Here is an 18,280-nt window from a genome sequence, read left to right as displayed (position 1 = left end):
AGGCGAGTACGAGGAGGCCACAGTGGCGACGAAGACCGCGACCGGCGGGCTGAGCCGGATCACCATCGTGGCGCCGCGCACCAGGATGGATCTGGCGTTGCCGTCGGACGTCCCGTTGGCCGACCTGCTGCCCACGCTGCTCCGGTACGCCGGTGAGGACCTCGCCGACGAGGGCGTGCGGCACGGCGGATGGAGCCTGTCCCGGCTCGGCGGGCAGCCGCTGGACGGTGGGCGTACCGCCGCGCAGCTCGGCGTCCGGGACGGCGAGGTGCTCTACTTCAACCCTCGGGCCGCCGCCGCGCCGGAGATCGTCTTCGACGACGTGGTGGATGCCGTCGCCACGGCCACCAACCAGCGCCCCGGCACCTGGCAGGTCGGCACCACCCGCTCGTTCGCGGTGCTCTTCGCCGGGGCCGCGCTGACGGCCGGTGCCGCGGCGGCGCTGTTCGCCGGGCCGCCGCAGCTGCCCGGCGCGCTGGCCGCCCTGGTGGTCGCGGTCGCCCTGCTGGTGAGCGCCGCGGTGCTGTCCCGGGCGGCCGGTGACAGCCGTACCGGCGCGATACTGGCCATGGGCGGCCTCGGCTACGCGGCGATCGGCGGTCTGCTGGTGCTCGCCGGGGACCGGGCGCTGGCCGACCTGGCCAGCCCGCACGTGCTGCTGGCCGCGACCGCCGCGGTGCTGTTCGGCGCAATGGCCGCGCTGGCCGTCGGCGACCGGCTGCCGCTGTTCCTCGGCTCGGTCGCGGTGGGGGTGGCCGTCGGCATCGGCGCGGCGCTCTGCCTGGCCTTCGGCATCGGCGCGGCGGCCGCCGCGGCGGTGGTGGCGACCGTCGCGTTCGCCGCCCTGCCGGCGCTGCCGATGATCGCCTACCGGCTGGCCCGGCTGCCGGTGCCGTCGATCCCGACCGGGCCGGACGACCTGAAGACCGACAGCGAGTCCGTCGACGGCCCGCAGGTGCTGAGCAACAGCGAGCGCGCCGACGCGTTCCTCACCGGCCTGCTCTGGACGGTCTCGGTGCTGGTGCTCGGCGGCCAGGTGGTGCTCGCCGACAACGGCCGGCTGCCGGCGGTGCTGCTCTGCCTGGTGCTGGCCCTGCTGTCGCTGCTGCGGGCCCGCCCGTTCATCGGCCGCGCGCAGCGCACCCCGGTGCTGCTCGCGGGCACCCTCGGTCTCGGACTGGCCGCGGCGGCCACCTTCGGCGCCGGGTCGCTGCCGGTCCGGCTGGGGTTGATCCTGGGCGGGCTCCTGCTGGCCACGGTGATCGGCCTGATCTACGGCCTCACCGTGGCGGGCAAGCGGATCTCGCCGGTCTGGGGTCGCCTCCTCGACATCGTCGAGATCCTGCTGATCATCGCCGTGGTGCCGCTCGCCGTCTGGGTCTGCGGCCTCTACGGCTGGATCGTCAACCTTCGACCGTGACCGTGCCCATCGCGGTGGCGACCGGGGCGGTGGCGTAGACGCCGGGACCGTGCTGCCCGTCCAGCGGCCGGGCCGGCACGCCGCTGCGCTTCGCCACGTCCCGGACCACCTTCACCAGCGCCTCGGCATGCCCGTCCATCGCCGCCACCCGCAGCAGCGGAGGCACCCGGCGGCCACCCGGCAGCACCACCGCCGCGACCGTGTGCGACGGCGCGGAGGTGGCGGTGACCGCGTCCACCAGCGCGCCGAGCGATCCGTTGGGGCGGACCCGCAGCGCCAGGCAGCGCTGGGTCCAGCCGCCGCCGCGCAGGCTGGTCCAGCTCTCCACCGGCGCCTCCGGGGCCAGGTCCAGCCCGGCGCCGGAGACCACCGCGGTGTGCAACTCGTCCCGGCCCAGCACCCGGTGGCCGAGGCCGGCGGCGTTCAGCGTCTTGCCGAGCCGGCCGATCCCGGCCGCCACGGTCCGGTGCACACCGCGAATGCCGCCGCCCCGGCTCACCGCTTCCGCGCGGGCGTCGGACACTGACAGGCGGAGCGCCACCCAGATCGTGCGGTGCGCCGCCGGCGGGGCCCCCGGCGCGGGGTACCAGACCAGGGTGTGCGAGACGACCTGGGCCTGCGTGACCGGCCCGGTGAAGTCGGCGAGCACCGCGAGGGCGCGGTCCATCGTCGCCGCCTCCATCGACCCGGCGGGCGCGCCGGGCCGGCCGGTCAGCGCGACCGCGGCGAACCAGCCCCGGTCGTCCTGGCCGATGCCGAGCCGGGTGCCACGCTCGGTGAGCTCGACGACGGCCAACTCCGGGGCGAGCGCGGCCAGTCGCGGGTCACCGGACGGCGTGGCGCTCCGGGCCCGCCCGCGGCGGCGGCGCAGCCGGCGGCGGAGCATCAGGTCCTCGTACCACCAGCGGCCGCCCCGGCGGGCGAACGCGGCGACGACGGCCAGCACGGCCAGCACGCCGACGGACGCGAGCAGCCAGGCGGGGCCACCGGTGGCGAACCAGACGGCCAGCGCGGCGCACTCCAGCACCACGAGCTGGCCGACGACGAGCGGGCCGAGCCGACCACGCCGACGCTGGTCGGCCGGGATGATCGGGCGGTCCGCCGGGGCGGCGGGGGCGGTGGCCGTACGACCGGGTGGCGCCTGGACCTGCGTCATCGGTGAGCGTCCCTTCTGGACATTCTGGGCTTCCGCCCCGGCGTTGCGTCGCCGGAGGACGGGCGGGGTCCCGGTGAACCGCCGACGGCCCCTTATCGTAGGGAAGCCCGCGGCGACGTTCGGACCTGATCGTCGCGGACCCACCCCTGCCGGAGGTTAGCCATGCGGACCCGCCGCGATCAGGTGCAGGCGTACCGCTTCGTCACCCGCCGCATCGTCTCCGCGCTGCTCTCCGGCGACCCGGAGACCAATGACCTGCCGATGCGCCGGCTCGGCATGGCGGTGTTCGGCAGCGTCATCGCCGCCGCTGTCGTGCTCGGCGGTGCGGGCGCGTACGGCCAGCTCACCGGCAACGCCGCGCCGCTGGAGTCGAACACGCTGGTGATCGAGCGGGAGACCGGAGCCACCTACGTCTTCACCGACGGGGTGCTGCACCCGACGCTGAACTACGCCTCCGCCCGGCTCATCCTCGACGAGGCCGATCCGGCGGTCCGCACCATGTCGCAGGCGTCGATCAAGGAGCGTCCGCGGGGGCGGGCGGTCGGCATCGTGGGTGCCCCGGACGACGTGCCGGACCGCAAGTCGCTCGTCGGCCTCCCCTGGTCGGTCTGCGACGTGCCCGACCCGGCCGATCCACAGCGCTCCACCACCCGCCTGGTGATCGACCGGGCGCTGCCGGGCGGCACCTCCCTCACCGACCGGGCGGTCCTGGTCCGGGTGAATGAGGCGCGGTACCTGCTCACGGGTGGTTCCCGGCTGCGGGTGGTCGGTGACGAGCAGGCGCTGGTCGCGTTGAAGATGGCCGGCGCGGCCACCCTCACCGTGGGGCAGCAGTTGCTCAACGCGGTGCCGGTGGGGCCGGCGCTGCGCAAGCCGACCATCGACGGGGACGGCAGCTCCAGCGGCCTGACGGTGGGTGACCGCCCGGCGAAGGTCGGCCAGGTCTACCGGGCCGCCGGCAACCACTACGTGCTGACCCGGCAGGGACTGGTGGCGATCAAGGAGATGACCGCGCTGCTGCTGCTCGGCGGCGGTGGTCAGATCACCGACATCACGCCGGACCAGGCCGGCCAGCTCCTCACCGACCAGCGACTGGAGCCCGAGGGCCTGCCGGACAAGCTGCCCGCCCTGCACGAGGTCCGCGCCGGCCGGACGGTACTGTGCGCCACCTACCGGGCCGGGGCGTCCGGCCAGCCGCCGGTCACCACGCTGGAGGTCTTCGACCAGCCGCCGGCCGAGCTGACGGCGGCGACCGGAGTGGCCGCCCGGCAGACCTCCCGGGACGCCGTGCGGACCGCCGAGAGCGTGCTGCTGCCGGGCGGCAAGGGCGTGCTGGTGCAGGCCACGGCCGGGGAGAGCGGGAAGGCGGCGGCCGGCGCCACGGTCTACCTGATCACCGCGCAGGGGGTCCGCTATCCGCTCGGGCCCAACGCGAAGGTCGCGCTCGGGTACGGCGACGCGACGCCGACGGCGGTGCCGGCATCCCTGCTGGCGCTGGTGCCGACCGGGCCGACACTGGCGCGGCAGGACGCACTGGCCTTCTTCGATCCGGGCGCCGTGCCGGGTGGCTCCGTGACGACCGGCCCGGGCGGCAACAAGCAGTCGGGGGCGGGCCCGGCCCAGGGTGGCTGACGTCGGGCCGGCGTCCGATGTGGAATAGGGCGGCCACGGGTCGCCCGGGCTGGGCCGGGTCGACTAACCTGAGCGTGACCAACGGTTATCGACGATGACTACGGGGATGCAGCCATGACCGGGCGCACGACAGTGGACGTACTGTCCCTGGAGGACTTTCACCAGCGACTGGGGCGGCGACTCAGCGAGGCCGAGTCGGTGCTGAAGAAGCTCAACACGGAGATGCAGTGCCGGCCACCCGCGCTGGGCACCTTCACCGACGCGACCGGCAACGCCCGTCGCTACTCCGAGACGCACACGAGCTTCGCCAACCACGTCGAGCGGCTGCGCAAGGCGATCGAGGCCGCCCAGAAGGCGACCAAGACGATCATGACCAACTACAAGACCGCCGAGGCACGCAACGCGGCCGCCGCGGCCGACATCGTCGCCGCCCTCTCCGGCCTGGATGCGGCGATGAGGCCGGCGAAGGGAGAGGATCCGCGTGTCTGAGTACGTTCAGCGCTACGAGCACGTCAGCCACAAGGAGCTCTACCAGGGCGTCACCTCGGGCGACCCGAAGCAGGTCGACGGGCTCAGCGCCCAGTGGAGCTCGCTGAAGGACACCCTGGAGGGCCTCGGCCGGGACCTGACCAGTGACCTGGACGCGCTGGCCAAGACCTGGACGGGCGACGCCGCCCAGGAGTTCCACCGGCGGCTGAACCTGGTCGTCGGCTACTCCGGCAACCTGGCCCAGGGCATGGCCGACATCCGGCAGGCGCTCGACATGATGGCCACCGAGCTGCGCACCGCCCAGTCGAAGGCGGAGAGCCCGGAGGAGACCGACGACAACGACAAGCTGCTCTCCGGCGCTGGCAAGGGCTTCCTGGTCGGCGGGCTGCCGGGCGCGGTGATCGGCGGCATCGTCGGTCACCAGCAGGACCAGGAGGAGCAGGAGAAGGCCCACCAGCGGATGGTGCAGGTCGTCGCCAACCTCGCCGAGGGTTACGACTTCTCCGCCTACGGCCGGATCGTCGTGCCGGAGCCGCCGGACCCGGGCCTGCCCGGCGACGGCGACCCGACGAACCCGACGCTGAAGAACGGCCCCTCCGTGGGCACCCCCTCCGCCGGCCCGACCTCCGGCACCTTCGGGTCCACCGCGAGAGCCACCGCGACCACGTCGGGCGTGCACCACACGGGCCCGAGCAGCGGCACGGTGGGCGACGGCCCGACCGGGCACCCGGGCGCGGGCAGTCCCGGCACGATCGGCTCGGTGGGCGTCGTCGACCCCGCCGGCACCTCACTCGCCGGCGCCGGCCCGATGGTCACCAGCCCGACGGCCCCCGGCCTCACCGGCACCGGCATCGCCAGCGCCCCCACCACCAACGTTCCGAGCGGCAGCGGGGGCCCGCTCTACGGGCTGCCGAACGGAGGCACGGGCGCACTGGCCAGCTCGGGTCCCGGCACGGCCAGGGTCGGGGGCATGCCCGGGGCCGAGAACCGGTCCGCAGCCGGTACCGGGCGGCTCGCCTCGGGGCGGGGCGTCACGATCAACGCGGAGGGCCGCTCCAACGGTAGCCGGGGCACCAACGCGCGGCCCGCGATGGCCGGGCGCAACGGTGTCCTGGGCGGGCGCGGCACCTCCGACGAGGACGAGTCGGAGGAGCGGCTGACCTGGCTGACCGAGGACGAGATGGTCTGGGGCGACGGCAAGTCGGCCCCGCCGCCGGTGCTCGGCACCAACTGATCGCACGCTGACGAACGGCGCGGCGACCCTCACGAGGGGCGCCGCGCCGTTCTCGTTGACCGCCTCTGTCCATGGTGGGCCGGGTCACGTCATCCGTACGCCCGTTGAGCTGCACGAGGCGAATCTGACAGATAGGTTGAACTGGTGCCGGTCGTAGCGTTCGCCCCGTCCCTCTGGGCGGCGACGCTGCGCACCCTGCGGGAGCTGACCCAGGTGGCGGTGACCGCACTGGCGCTCGTCGTCGGCCTCACCGGTCCGGCCGCCGCTGCCGCGGCCACCGGCCCCGTCGGTCCAGACGCGACGCACCGTCCGGCGGCCAGCCTCAGCATCGACCTGGAGCCGGTCGACGCGCCCACCCCGGGCATCCTCGTCGATGCCGGAGCGGCCGCGACCGGCGCATGGGCCATCGACACCAGGCCGGCCGCCGCGCCGCACTCCTCGGCCGGTCACCCACTCGCGGTTGCGGCCCCGCCGGCTCCCGACGTGGCGGCACGGCTCGTCGACGGCGATGCCGCGATGCCGCGCCCGCACGTCGCCGTGGCCGCCGTGGACCCCGACCGCGAGCCGTTCGCCCGGCGCGGCCCACCCCGCGCCTGAGCCCACCGGCCGCCCGCGCGGCCCTCGATGTGAGTCCCCACCACCCCCAACGGGTACGGCCGCAGCGCGCCCTTCCCCGCGCCAACGGCGTTCCTCCGCCCGGCCCCGGGCCCAGACCCTGAATTTCGAGTTCCACCACGAGGTGCTGGTGATGCAGACCGTCTTCTCCACCGTCCTGCCCGACGTTCCCCAGGCCGCCGGAATCTGGCTGGCCCTGCTCGCCGTGGCGGCGATCGTGGTCGCCGCCCTGATCGTCCGCCCGGACCGGTTCCGGTCGGCGCTCGGCGACCGGATCAGCGCGGCAGCCATGCCGAGCAGCCTGGAGCTGGCCGAGGAGGCCCGCGAGCGGGCCCGGTACGCGCAGGAGGTGAGGGTGGCGGCCGAACGGGCGGCGACCACCGCCGAGCGGCGGCGCGCCGAGTGGCTGGCCGCCCAGGAGGAGGTCGAGGAGGCGTGGCGGGCATACGAGGCGGCGGAGCGGGACGTCCGCCGGCTGGCCGCCGCTGCCACCCTGCCCCTGCCGCGGACCGACCGGACCCCGGCCGAGTACGCGGACCGGGAGCGCTGGCTGCACCGGGCGGCACTGGACGCGCAGTGGCGCAAGGAGATCACGGTGGAGCAGCTCAGTGACATCCTCGGGCACCACGGCTGGGACCCGCGCCGTCATCCGGTGGAGCAGGAGCTGCTGCTGCGCCGGCTGATCCGGGACAACCTCCGCGCCCGGCACCAGGCCGCCCGGGAGCGGGAGCAGGCCGCCTGGCGGGCCGCCGAGCTGGCGGCTGCCGCCGTGCGGAGCCTGCGCGACGAGGCGTACGCAGCGACCGGCCCCGCCCCGGAACCCCAGTCGCTGATCTCCACCGTGGACCTCACCGCGGTGGAGATCACCCGGGAGCTGCCCGCGGCACGGGGCGGGGAGCCGGCCCGCGGGGCCGGATCGGCCCGGGGGCGGGCGGCGGTCCCGGCGTACTGACGCCGGGCGGAGCTGGCTCGGCTCGGCTAGCGTGGCCTCGTGTCCCGTGAGAGCTGGGTGCTGGTCGTCCTCGCCGGCCTGGTGGCGCTGGCCACGCTGGTCGGTGCGATACTGCTCGCCGTCCGGGTGGTCCGCACCCGCCGGCTGCTCGGCGCGCTCGGGGTCGGCGGCAAGGTCGCCTTCTACGGCGCGCTGATCTACGCGATCCTGCCGGTGGACCTGCTACCCGACCCGATCTACCTGGACGACATGGGCGTGCTGGCGGGTGCCCTGTTCTATCTGGGCCGGCTGGCCGCCCGGCACCGCGCGGCACAGCGCGGGCTGCCCGAGCAGCCGCCGTCCCCGCCGGGACCGGGTCGCCTGCGCCGCCCCGTGTCATGATCGGGGCCGGGCCGGCGGTCGGCTCAGGTTCGGCGCACCGAGGACTGGGGCATGGCGGGTGAACACCGGTTGAACCCGGACGACGAGCGCGTGACGAGGTTCTTCCAGGACCGACACCTCGCCACGCTGACCACGCTGCGGGCGGATGGCACACCGCACGTCGTACCGGTGGGGGTCACCTTCGACCCGGTCGCCGGGCTGGCCCGCGTCATCACCTCGGGCACCTCGGCCAAGGCGCGGCACGTGGCGGCAGCCGGCACGGCGGGCGTACCGGTGGCGGTCTGCCAGGTGGCGGGCCGCTGGTGGCTGACCGTCGAGGGGCGGGCGGTGCTGCGCCGCGACCCCGAAGCCGTGGCCGAGGCCGAGCGCCGGTACGCCGAGCGCTACCGCCCGCCGCGGCCCAATCCGCAGCGGGTGGTCATCGAGATCGCCGTGACCCGCCTGCTCGGCAGCCTCCCCGCCACCACCTGACCCGGGCGGCCCGGCAGCCACCCGGGCACGGGCCGGCCCTCGCAACCTGGCCCCGCCACGTCGCCAGCGGCGCAGCAGCGACGGGGCACCGGCGTAGCCGCCGCAGCAGGCCGTCGAACTGACGGGCGGCGCATCGAGTCTCTCCTCCGGCGACTACCAACTTGATGACGTAGACGACTCGGGAAAGCCATTACGTACCGCCCCGAGGCATTTGGCCCAGCGGGGCCCAGGCGAATCGTTCACGTCATCAAGTTCGTAGCGGCCCCGCCATTCCGCGTCGCGCTGCCGGGTGCGCTGGCGGGGATCCGGCCCGACTGGGCGGCCTGTCCGGTTTTGTGGTGAGCAGGGCCACCTGGATGGCGGAATCGCCTGCCCCTGCTGCTCGTTGCATCTCCCGTACGACCGAGCAGGACGGCCCGACGGACGAGGGATCCGGGGCCGACGGTCGTGTGCGCCCCCGGTCAACGCCGCGGGCCGTGGGACCCCGGCACGCCGGCTTCCCCGAGAACAGCCGAGCGCCACTCCTGGTGCTGCGTCTCCCCGGAGACGTCAACCCCCCGAATGGAGCTTCGACATGAACTCGATCTTCCGTAACAGCATGCTGTCCGTCGCCGGTCTCGTCATGTCCGGCGGGATCGTGGCCGGTCCGGCCGTGGCCGCCCACGCCGCTCCGGCGCAGGCCACGCCCGTCAGGGCGGCGAGCGCGGACCAGGGCAAGGGCAAGGGCGAGCGGCGCGCCGGGTACGAGTACCAGGCGCAGCCCAACTTCTACTACTGCGGCCCGGCGTCGACCCGGATCGCGCTGTCGGCCGAGGGCAAGTCGATCAGCCAGGACGAGCTGGCCCAGAAGCTGGGTACAACCGTGAACGGCACCGACTCGGCGATCGACATCACCCGGGTGCTCAACGAGTACACCGACGGCAAGTACAAGACCACCGAGATCCGGGACAACTCGGCCACCAAGGACCAGGTCGAGCAGTTGCGGGCCGACGTCAAGGCCGCGGTGGACCAGGGCCGCCCGGTGGTCGCCAACATCATCGGCAGCGCCGTGGACGTCGACGGGGTCGCGCACAGCTACACCGGCCACTACCTGACGGTGGTGGAGTACAAGGACGACGGCAACACCGTGCTGATCGCCGACCCGGCGAGCCCGGGCGAGCCGGAGTACTGGATGAACGTGGCCGACCTGGCCAACTGGATCGCCAGCCGCGGCTACAGCTCCTGACCGAGCGGCATGAAGGGCCGGTCTCCCCGAGGGGGAGGCCGGCCCTTCGCCGTGCTCACGACCGGTGCACGAGACCGGCTCGGGGCCGGCCGGCACACGCCATTAGCATGTCGCCGTGCGGCCGGTGATCTTCGACCTCTTCCACACCCTCGTCGACGGGGCGAACTCCGAACGGGACCGGGTGGTCGGCGAGATGGGCCTGATGGTGGGGGTGCCGCCGGAGGCACTCGTGGCCGCGTACCACGCCACCTGGCGGGACCGGATGACCGAATGGGACGTCGCGGAGACGGTCCGGATCCTCGCCGGGCGGCTCGGCGGGACGCCGACCGAGGACCAGGTGGCCCGCGCCGCGGCGCATCGCCGGGAGCTGGCCACCCGGGTGCTGGCCCGGGTCGCGCCGGAGACCCTCGCCGTGCTGGACGCGTTGCGCGCCGACGGCCACCCGATCGGCCTGATCAGCAACGCCACCGCCGAGACCGCCGAGGCGTGGCCGTCGAGCGCGCTGGCCCGCCGCTTCGACGTCGCGGTCTTCTCGTGCGAGCTGGGCGTGGCCAAACCCGAACCGACGATCTACCGGACGACGGCCGAACGGCTGGGCGCCGGCCCGACCGACTGCGTCTTCGTCGGCGACGGGGCGGACGGCGAGTTGGCCGGCGCGGCGGCGGTCGGCATGACGGTGATCCGGACGACCGAGCACAACGACACCGACCCGACCTGGGACGGGCACGCCCTGGCCACCCTGGGCGAGCTGCCCGCCCTGCTGCGGGGCTGATCAGCCCTCCGGGGCGATCCGTCGGAAGTTCTCCACATCAGACACCACGATCGTCTCCATCGGGCAGGACTCGGGATGGTCGCCTCGGAAGTGTCGGTCACCGGCTGGCTCGCTCGTCCACGGCACCGCCGTGTGCTCCCGGACCATCCCGGGACGGCCCGGGAGCGATGACGCGGTCAGCGGTTGCGGTCGCCCTGGTTGATGCGCTGCTCCGCCGCCTGCTCGCCCTGCTGGACCTGCTTGTCGTACCGGTCGCCGGTGCGCTGGTCGGCCTCCTGGCCGGCCTTCTGGACAGCCTCGTCGGCTTGCTTCGGATGCTGCTTGGCCTCGTCCTTGGCCTTGTCCATGAAGTCACGCACGTCCGGATCTCCTCTCCTCCGTCCACGCCTTCCCGGCTACCGGAGGCGCAAACGGGTGCCCGCGCCGCCCGTCAGGCGGGGTGCGGGGTGCGGAGGTGAGTGGTGAACCAGGTACCGGCCTGGTCGGCCACCTGTTCCAGGGTGCCGGGCTCCTCGAACAGGTGGGTGGCGCCGGGGACGATGCGCAGTTCGCCCACCTCCCCCAGCTGGGCCTGCGCCTGCTCGTTGAGCACGATCACCTGCTCGTCCAGACCGCCGACCAGCAGCAGGGTCGGGGCGCGCACCGCCGACAGGGAGCTGCCGGCCAGGTCGGGCCGACCGCCGCGGGAGACCACCGCGCCCACCTGCTCGGGGCGCGCCGCAGCGGCGACCAGGGCGGCGGCCGCGCCGGTGCTGGCGCCGAAGAGCCCGATCGGCAGCCGGCCCAGCGTCGGCTCGGCGCCCATCCAGTCGACGATGGCGGCCAGCCGCCCGGCGAGCAGCCCGATGTCGAAGCGCAGCTCGGCGGTCCGCGCGTCCAGTACGTCCTCGTCGGGGGTGAGCAGGTCGACCAGTACGGTGGCGAGCGACCGGTCGTTGAGCGTGTGCGCCACGGCCGTGTTGCGCGGGCTGTGCCGGGAACTGCCGCTACCGTGCGCGAAGAGCACCACGCCGACCGCGCCGGACGGCACGATCACGTCCGCCGGCAGCCCGCCCTCCACCACCGGGATCGTCACCTCGCGCGTCTCCATGCCCCACCTCCGCCACCCGCATACCCCCACCCGCCCCGCCCTCACCTCCCACCCTGCCGCGCCACCCACCCGCCACCCACCGCGACGATCATGAGGTTGGCCGCCGAGAAAGCGCTCCCCGACACCGTCGACCTCATGATCGCGCCGTGGGGGGCGGGGGTGGCGGTGTTGCCTTGACGTCGGCGGCAAGGTTTAGCGTGGCGAACAGGGCGGGCGACGGAGGGAGGGAGGCCCGATGCGCATCGGTGAGCTGGCGGAACGCGCCGGTACGAGCACCCGGACCCTGCGGTACTACGAGACCCAGGGGCTGGTGCGGCCACGCCGCTCCGCCAACGGCTACCGGATCTACGACGAGGCGGAGCTGCGCGTCGTCCACGAGATCCGGACGCTGCTGGCGGTGGGCTTCGGCCTGGACGACATCCGACCCTTCGTGGCCTGCCTGCGAGCCGGCAACAGCTCCGGTGACGTCTGCCCGGATTCGGTGGCCGTGCTGCGGCGCAAGCTCGCCGAGGTGGACGACTATCTCGACCGGCTCGGCGCGGTCCGCCGACAGCTGCACGACCAGCTCGCCCATGCGATCGCCCAGCGGGAGGAAACATGCCTCAGGACACGGCCCAGGGCCGACTGACCACGGTCACCGACGAGACGTTCGCGGCCACGGTGCTGGCCGGCGACCGGCCGGTGGTGGTCGATTTCTGGGCCGAGTGGTGCCCACCGTGCCGGACGGTCTCCCGGCACCTCGCCGAGTTGGCCGAGGAGTTCGGCGACGCGCTGCGCTTCGTCACGCTCAACTCGGACGAGAACCCGGAGACCACGCGCGCATACCAGGTGATGTCGATGCCCACCATGCTGGTCTTCCGGGACGGGCAGGTGGTCGGCTCGATCGTCGGTGCCCGGCCCAAGAACCACCTGCGGCTGAGCTTCGGCCGGCACGTGGCGGGCTGGCAGCCGCCGGCCTGAGCCGCCGTTTGCCGCCGGGCCGATCGGGAAGGCGCGGAGTGACCACGGACCGGCGCAGCCGCGCCCCGACCGATCGCGAGGATCGTCATGGCACAGCAGGACAGGTCCCGGCAGCAGGCCGCCGAAGAGAAACGCCGCGAACAGGACGCCCAGCGCACCCGGGAGTGGGCGGACGAGGCGGCGCAGGCGCGTACCGCCGACGACCCGCGGGCGATGTCACCCCGGGACGCCGCCGGCCGGCCGTCCAACGGCCGCCAGTTCTGACGTACCCGACTTCGACTGCTCCAGGTCGCGGTGCGCCTGACGCCCGCCCGCGACCTGGAGCAGTGTCCCGGCCCCCGCGAGAGCGGGGGCCGGGACGTCTCAGGCGAATTGTTCCGGTAGGTGCAGCAGGGGCGCCCGGCCCGGCGGCTGCTCCGGCGGCGGACCGGACGGGTGGGCTGGCGGCACCGGCACGGTGACCGGCTGGTCGCCGGTGACCTGGATCGCCTCGCCGTGGTGGCGCAGCTCCAACACGGTGTCCGGGCCGGCGTGCCGCAGCGAGTACGTCGTCTGGTGCGGCCGGACGTCCACCCGCAACCGGATCGACCGCCACTGCATGGAGAACTCCAGGCGGCTGAGCCGGCTGGACAGCCGGGGCGAGAACGAGAGCGTCCCGTCGTGGTCGCGCAGCCCGCCGAAGCCCGCCACCAGGGCGATCCAGGCCCCGGCCAGTGAGGCCATGTGCACCCCGTCGCGGGTGTTCTCGTTGAGGTCGTGCAGATCCATCAACGCGGCCTCGCGCAGGTAGCGGTGGGCCAGCTCCGGGTGGCCCACCTCGGCCGCCATCACCGCCTGGGTGCAGGCGCTCAGTGAGGAGTCCCGGACCGTCCGCCGCTCGTAGTAGAGGAAGTTGCGCACCTTCTCCTCGCCGGTGAACGCGTCACCCCGCCAGTGCATGGCGAGCACGAGATCCGCCTGCTTGATGACCTGCTTGCGGTAGAGGTCGAAGTACGGGTAGTGCAGCAGCAGCGGGTACTTCTCCGGCGGGGTGTGCTCGAAGTCCCACTCCTGCAACCGGGTGAAGCCCTCCACCTGCTGGTGCACCTGGAGTTCGTCGTCGTACGGCAGCTGCATGGCGTTCGCGGCGTCCCGCCAGGCGGCCGCCTCCTCGTCGGTGACGCCGAGGTCGAACGCCTGGTCCCGGTGGCGTATCGCGCAGTCGGCGGCGGTGAGCAGGTTCCGCTGCGCCATCAGGTTGGTGTAGATGTTGTCGTTCTTGACGGCGGTGTACTCGTCGGGGCCGGTCACCCCGTCGATGTGGAACCGCCCGTACCGGTCGTGGTGGCCCAGCGAACGCCACAATCGGGCGGTCTCCACCAGCAGCTCCAGCCCGATCTCCCGTTCCGTGCCTTCGTCGCCCGTGGCGAGCACGTAGCGGCGCAGCGCGTCGGCGATGTCCGCGGCGATGTGGAACGCGGCCGTCCCGGCCGGCCAGTACGCCGACGACTCCGGTCCCTCGATGGTCCGCCAGGGGAACGCCGCCCCCTTGAGGTTCAACGTGCGGGCCCGCTCGTGGGCCTGCGGCAGCGTCGAGTGGCGCCAGTAGAGCGCGTCCCGCACCGCGTTCGGCTGGGTGTACGTGAGCACCGGCAGCACGAACATCTCGGTGTCCCAGAACGCGTGCCCGTCGTACCCGGGGCCGGTGAGCCCCTTCGCGGAGATCGGCCGGCGTTCGGCCCGGGCACCGGCCTGGAGCACGTGGAAGAGCCCGAACCGGACCGCCTGCTGCACCTCCGGGTCACCCTCCACCCGCACGTCGGCGGCGTCCCAGAACTCGTCCAGGTATTCCCGCTGCGCGCGGCGCAGCCCGTCCCAGCGGTCCAGCCGGGCGGCCGCCAGGGCCGCCCCGACCTGGTCGCGCAGCGCGGGCAACGACCGCTTGCTGGACCAGCCGTACGTCAGGTACTTGACCACCCGCAGCGTCTCGCCCGGCCTGAGCACACAGCCGATGGTGGTGCGGACCCAGTCCTCGTACCCCTCGGACTCGATCGTGGTGCGCTCCGGGCCGCTCACGTCGTGCGCCATCTGGGCGGCCACCCGCAGCCCACTGACCTTGGTGCGGTGGATCAGCAGGCCGCCGTCGTCGGTGGTGAGCTCCTCCTCGGCCAGCAACGGCGACTCCAGCACGGCGGCCACCCGCGGGTCGCGGCTCTGCGGCGGCAGGGTCTCGTTGGCCACCAGCTCGGACTGGAGGATCAGCCGCATCGGCTCGCCGACCGCCTCGACCTCGTAGTTGATCGCGGCGACCGAGCGCTGGGTGAAGGACACCAGCCGGGTGCTGCGGACCTTGACCTCCCGCCCGGCCGGCGACCGCCAGTGCAGCTCGCGGTGAAGGGTGCCGGCCCGCAGGTCGAGGACTCGCTCGTGGGAGAGGAGTTCGCCGTAGCGGACGTCGAGCGGTTCGTCGTCGACGAGCAGCCGGATCAGCTTGCCGTTGGTGACGTTGACGATGGTCTGACCGGACTCGGGAAAGCCGAAACCGGCCTCCGCGTACGGCAGCGGCCGCAGCTCGTAGAAGGAATTGAGGTAGGTGCCGGGAAGTCCGTGCGGCTCGCCCTCGTCCAGGTTGCCGCGCAGCCCCACGTGCCCGTTGGACAGGGCGAAGACCGACTCGGACTGGGCCAGCACGTCCATGTCGAGCCGCACCTCGCGGACGTGCCACGGCTCGACCGGATACGCGCGCTCCCGGATCATCGGGCCGGCTCCGTCATCAGCTCGGCCAGGTCGGTCACCACGACGTCGGCGCCGTGGGCGCGCAGTTCGTCGGCCTGGCCGACCCGGTCGACGCCGACCACGTATCCGAAGTCGCCGGCCCGGCCGGCGGCCACGCCGGCCAGCGCGTCCTCGAACACGGCCGCGTTCGCCGGTGGCACGCCGAGCAGTTCCGCCCCGGCCAGGAACGTGTCGGGGTACGGCTTGCCGCGCAGCCCCCGCTGGCGGGCGACCAGCCCGTCCACCCGCGCCTCCAGCAGCCGGTCCAGCCCGGCCGCCTCGACCACGGCCTGGCAGTTGGCGCTGGCCGAAACGACCGCCCGGCGGAGCCCGGCCCGGGCCGCCGCCTCCAGGTAGCGCACCGAGCCTTCGTACACCTCGACCCCGTCGGTGCGCAGCCGCTTGAGCAGGATGACGTTCTTGCGGTTGCCCACCCCGTTGACCGTGTCCGCCTCCGGCGGGTCGTCCGGCGTGCCCTCGGGCAGGCTGATCCCGCGGGAGGCCAGGAAGGAGCGCACCCCGTCGGCTCGCGGTTTGCCGTCGACGTACCGGTTGTAGTCCGGCCCGGGGTCGAAGGGGCGGAACGGCTCGCCGGTGGCTGCGGAGCGTTGCCGCAGGAACGCGTCGAAGGTCTCCGCCCAGGCTGCGTTGTGCACCTTGGCGGTCTGCGTGAGCACACCGTCCAGGTCGAAGAGACAGGCGGTCACGTTGGCGGGTAGGCCCAGCACGGTACGAATCTATCCACCGAACCGGCCAGGCAAACCCGATTCGGGCGTCAGCGGTTCGGACGGAGCGTCCAGGTCACGGTCAGCACCGAGGTGGTGGTGCCGTCCTCGGTGCCGATCTCCACCTCGACCGGGAACTCCGGCCGCTGTCCCGCGTCCAGCTCGGCGAGCACCTCCGCCGGGGTGCGTCCCAGTCGCGCGGTGGCCAGCACCGGACCCAGGGCGACCTTCTGGTACGCGATGGTCGCCGTCACGGCCAGCGGCACCGCCCGGTCGAGCACCTGCCCGAACGCGGCGAGCACCACCGCGCCGGAGGCGGTCTCCCCGAGGGTGAACATGGCCCCGGCGTGCGGGCCGCCGACGTGGTTGTGGTGCTCCGGGAGGTCGGGGAGCCGGACGACCGCGCGTACCCCGCCGGCCGCCTCCGGCGCCACCTCGACGAATTCGATACCGAGCGTGCGGGCGAACGGCACGGCCTCCAGCAGACCGGCCGCCACCTGGCGAGAGTCGATGGACATGCCCGCACGCTACTCGCCGGTAACTTCGCCGGCAAGAGCGGCCGAGCTCCTGGTCTATGCCGTGGGATGCCGCTCAGCCCCGCTGCGCAGCACACAGAACTCGTTCCCCTCGGGGTCGGCCAGCACGACCCAGCCGCTGCCGTCCGGCTCACGTCGATCGGCGACGACGGTGGCACCGAGCCCACGGACCCGCTCGACCTCCTGGTCGCGCAGGACGTCCGGTTGCAGGCAGATGTGCACGCGATTCTTCACGGTCTTCGGCTCCGGCACGCGCTGGAAATAGAGCCTCGTGCCATCGGGGGGCTCGATGACGAGCTCCTCGTCGTCAGGCTCGAACTGCGGGTCGACCGGGCAGCCGAAGACCTTGGCCCAGAACTGCGCCAGCTCGTACGGATCGGCACAGTCGAACGCGACGTTGCGGATGGCAATCCCCATCCCGACACCTTCGAGCCGCGCGGAGAAGCGGTCAACTCAATTCGGCCGCCCCGCTCAGCGCCAGCCGACGTCGATGCGGTCGCCGCGCTCGTCGAAGAAGTGCAGCGCGTCCATCCGTACCTGGACCGCCAGCGGGTGCCCGGCCGACACCGCCGGGTACGGGGCCAGCCGGACCGCCAGTTCCGCCGGGCGGCGGTGGTGCCGGCCGGGGTCGGTGAGCACGCTGGTCCGGTGCACGCCGCTCGGCGGCGCGGAGATCGGGGCGTCGCCGGCCCGTCCGGTGAGGCGCTGCATCACCTGGCCGAAGCGGCGCAGGCCCCGCTGGCCCGGCTCGCCGGTCTCCACCGGGGTGCCCATCTCGTCCACCACGATCGCGGTGGCACCGATGTCGAGGAAGGCCAGCGACTCGTGGCCGTGGTGCTCCAGGTAGCGGATCCGGCCCTGAAGCACGTGGCCGGCGGTGCCGGGGGCGATCGGGGTGAGCCCCTCGGCCCGCAGCCCGACGACGATGCGCTCGCCGTGGTAGTGCGCCACCGCTCGGGAGCGAATGTCGTCCCAGGGCAGGTAGAGCGACTGCTCGCCCAGGCTCAACGCCACGTACCGGTCGAGGTGGACGTAGACCGACGCCTCCAACAGGTTCATCCGGGGACTGCCGAGGAACGCGGCCACGTAGAGGGTGGCCGGCCGGCCGTACACCTGGGTGGGGGTGCCCACGTCCTGGAGCACCCCCTTGCGCATGATGGCGACCCGGTCGGCCATGGTCAGCGCCTCGGCCTGGTCGTGCGTGACGTAGATGGTGGTGACGCCCAGCTCGCGGGTCAGCCCGGAGATCTCGGCGCGCAGCTCGGCCCGCAGGCCGCTGTCCAGGTTGGAGAGTGGCTCGTCCATCAGGAACAGCCCGGGGCGGCGGACGATCGCTCGGCCCATCGCCACCCGCTGCCGCTGGCCGCCGGAGAGCTGGCTGGGCTTGCGGCCGAGCACGTCCGCGATGCCGAGCGCGCTCGCCACGTCCTGGATCCGCTCCCCACGTGGGGCCTGGTCGACGCCGGCCAGCCGCAGCGGGAAGCCGATGTTGTCGCCGACGGTCATGTGCGGGTAGAGCGCGAAGTCCTGGAAGACCATGGCGATCTTCCGGTCCCGGGGCGGCAGGTCGTTGGCGACCTCGCCGTCGAGCATCACTGCGCCCGAGGTCGGGTCCTCCAGGCCGGCCACCATCCGCAGGACGGTGGACTTGCCGCAGCCGGAGGGGCCGAGCAGCACCATGAACTCGCCGTCATTGACGTCCAGATTGATGGTGTCGACCGCGACTGTCCCGTCCTGGAACACCTTGGTGACATCCTTGAGCGCGACGGTGGTCACCGTCTCCTCCCCAGCTCGTCGGCCGAACCCGGGAATGACTGTGACCAAAATCATCGAATCCGCACATCGGGTAAACGTGTGATGTTCGGCTC

At 73.4% G+C, this 18,280-nt stretch carries 21 protein-coding genes; 13 read left to right on the top strand and 8 right to left on the bottom strand.

Features of this window, described 5'->3' with window-relative positions:
- Positions 1-22: 22 nt before the first annotated feature.
- On the top strand, positions 23-1,420 hold the full coding sequence (gene eccD, locus A6A27_RS36135) for a type VII secretion integral membrane protein EccD (protein WP_073839140.1): 1,398 nt from the start codon (positions 23-25) through the stop codon (positions 1,418-1,420).
- Here the strand turns inward: eccD and A6A27_RS36130 are convergent.
- The gene (locus tag A6A27_RS36130; RefSeq protein ID WP_073839139.1) at positions 1,404-2,576 is read right to left on the bottom strand and encodes a type VII secretion protein EccE; all 1,173 of its coding nucleotides are present in this window, start codon (positions 2,574-2,576) and stop codon (positions 1,404-1,406) included. The two genes, eccD and A6A27_RS36130, sit on opposite strands and share 17 nt — an antisense overlap.
- Positions 2,577-2,738: 162 nt before the next feature.
- On the opposite strand from A6A27_RS36130, the gene eccB reads away from it, so the two are divergent.
- The 9 genes from eccB to A6A27_RS36085 all read left to right on the top strand — a co-directional run bounded on the left by eccB (position 2,739) and on the right by A6A27_RS36085 (position 10,347).
- On the top strand, positions 2,739-4,208 hold the full coding sequence (gene eccB / locus A6A27_RS36125; RefSeq protein ID WP_073839138.1) for a type VII secretion protein EccB: 1,470 nt from the start codon (positions 2,739-2,741) through the stop codon (positions 4,206-4,208).
- A 114-nt stretch (positions 4,209-4,322) separates the two neighbouring features.
- Complete coding sequence (locus tag A6A27_RS36120) at positions 4,323-4,697, top strand: hypothetical protein (protein ID WP_073839137.1); 375 nt, start codon at positions 4,323-4,325, stop codon at positions 4,695-4,697.
- Positions 4,690-5,931, top strand: coding sequence for a WXG100 family type VII secretion target (locus A6A27_RS36115; protein WP_073839136.1), 1,242 nt, complete (start codon positions 4,690-4,692; stop codon positions 5,929-5,931). The genes A6A27_RS36120 and A6A27_RS36115 overlap by 8 nt, the downstream gene beginning before the upstream one ends.
- A 144-nt stretch (positions 5,932-6,075) precedes the next feature.
- Complete coding sequence (locus A6A27_RS36110; protein ID WP_073839135.1) at positions 6,076-6,528, top strand: hypothetical protein; 453 nt, start codon at positions 6,076-6,078, stop codon at positions 6,526-6,528.
- A gap of 151 nt (positions 6,529-6,679) precedes the next feature.
- Entirely contained in the window at positions 6,680-7,498 is an 819-nt protein-coding gene (locus A6A27_RS36105; protein WP_073839201.1) for a hypothetical protein, read from the top strand.
- Positions 7,499-7,537: 39 nt separating this feature from the next.
- Complete coding sequence (locus A6A27_RS36100) at positions 7,538-7,879, top strand: YkvA family protein (protein ID WP_073839134.1); 342 nt, start codon at positions 7,538-7,540, stop codon at positions 7,877-7,879.
- 51 nt (positions 7,880-7,930) lie between these two features.
- The gene (locus tag A6A27_RS36095) at positions 7,931-8,350 is read left to right on the top strand and encodes a pyridoxamine 5'-phosphate oxidase family protein (RefSeq protein ID WP_073839133.1); all 420 of its coding nucleotides are present in this window, start codon (positions 7,931-7,933) and stop codon (positions 8,348-8,350) included.
- 574 nt (positions 8,351-8,924) lie between these two features.
- The gene (locus A6A27_RS36090; RefSeq protein ID WP_073839132.1) at positions 8,925-9,575 is read left to right on the top strand and encodes a C39 family peptidase; all 651 of its coding nucleotides are present in this window, start codon (positions 8,925-8,927) and stop codon (positions 9,573-9,575) included.
- Positions 9,576-9,690: 115 nt separating this feature from the next.
- Positions 9,691-10,347 carry an HAD family hydrolase gene (locus A6A27_RS36085; RefSeq protein WP_073839131.1) on the top strand — a complete coding sequence of 219 codons (657 nt, stop codon included), beginning with the start codon at positions 9,691-9,693 and terminating at the stop codon, positions 10,345-10,347.
- Between the two features lie 176 nt (positions 10,348-10,523).
- Here the strand turns inward: A6A27_RS36085 and A6A27_RS36080 are convergent, their stop codons facing one another.
- Complete coding sequence (locus A6A27_RS36080) at positions 10,524-10,706, bottom strand: antitoxin (RefSeq protein WP_073839130.1); 183 nt, start codon at positions 10,704-10,706, stop codon at positions 10,524-10,526.
- 71 nt (positions 10,707-10,777) lie between these two features.
- Positions 10,778-11,437, bottom strand: coding sequence for a dienelactone hydrolase family protein (locus A6A27_RS36075; protein ID WP_073839129.1), 660 nt, complete (start codon positions 11,435-11,437; stop codon positions 10,778-10,780).
- A 235-nt stretch (positions 11,438-11,672) separates the two neighbouring features.
- On the opposite strand from A6A27_RS36075, the gene A6A27_RS36070 reads away from it, so the two are divergent.
- The 3 genes from A6A27_RS36070 (at position 11,673) to A6A27_RS45385 (ending at position 12,661) form a co-directional block, all read left to right on the top strand.
- Entirely contained in the window at positions 11,673-12,065 is a 393-nt protein-coding gene (locus A6A27_RS36070; RefSeq protein ID WP_073839128.1) for a MerR family transcriptional regulator, read from the top strand.
- Positions 12,035-12,397, top strand: a complete 363-nt coding sequence (trxA, locus tag A6A27_RS36065; RefSeq protein ID WP_073839127.1) for a thioredoxin — start codon at positions 12,035-12,037, stop codon at positions 12,395-12,397. Before A6A27_RS36070 ends, trxA begins: the two co-directional genes overlap by 31 nt.
- An 87-nt stretch (positions 12,398-12,484) precedes the next feature.
- Positions 12,485-12,661 carry a hypothetical protein gene (locus tag A6A27_RS45385; protein ID WP_198940595.1) on the top strand — a complete coding sequence of 59 codons (177 nt, stop codon included), beginning with the start codon at positions 12,485-12,487 and terminating at the stop codon, positions 12,659-12,661.
- A 99-nt stretch (positions 12,662-12,760) separates the two neighbouring features.
- Here A6A27_RS45385 and A6A27_RS36060 read toward each other — a convergent pair whose 3' ends face one another.
- Genes A6A27_RS36060 through A6A27_RS36040 form a run of 5 tightly spaced genes read right to left on the bottom strand, consistent with a single transcriptional unit; the run spans position 12,761 to position 18,188 of the window.
- Complete coding sequence (locus tag A6A27_RS36060) at positions 12,761-15,133, bottom strand: glycoside hydrolase family 65 protein (RefSeq protein WP_073839126.1); 2,373 nt, start codon at positions 15,131-15,133, stop codon at positions 12,761-12,763.
- Positions 15,130-15,879, bottom strand: coding sequence for an HAD family hydrolase (locus A6A27_RS36055; protein WP_073839125.1), 750 nt, complete (start codon positions 15,877-15,879; stop codon positions 15,130-15,132). The genes A6A27_RS36060 and A6A27_RS36055 overlap by 4 nt, the downstream gene beginning before the upstream one ends.
- Before the next feature lie 47 nt (positions 15,880-15,926).
- Entirely contained in the window at positions 15,927-16,394 is a 468-nt protein-coding gene (locus A6A27_RS36050; protein ID WP_073839124.1) for a DUF4442 domain-containing protein, read from the bottom strand.
- 54 nt (positions 16,395-16,448) lie between these two features.
- Entirely contained in the window at positions 16,449-16,829 is a 381-nt protein-coding gene (locus A6A27_RS36045; protein WP_073839123.1) for a VOC family protein, read from the bottom strand.
- Between the two features lie 54 nt (positions 16,830-16,883).
- Positions 16,884-18,188, bottom strand: a complete 1,305-nt coding sequence (locus A6A27_RS36040) for an ABC transporter ATP-binding protein (protein ID WP_083673130.1) — start codon at positions 18,186-18,188, stop codon at positions 16,884-16,886.
- Between the last annotated feature and the right edge of the window lie 92 nt (positions 18,189-18,280).

Source organism: Micromonospora sp. CB01531 (assembly GCF_001905095.1).
In the GTDB taxonomy this organism is placed as follows: domain Bacteria; phylum Actinomycetota; class Actinomycetes; order Mycobacteriales; family Micromonosporaceae; genus Micromonospora.
This window is presented reverse-complemented; position numbering and strand designations above follow the sequence as displayed.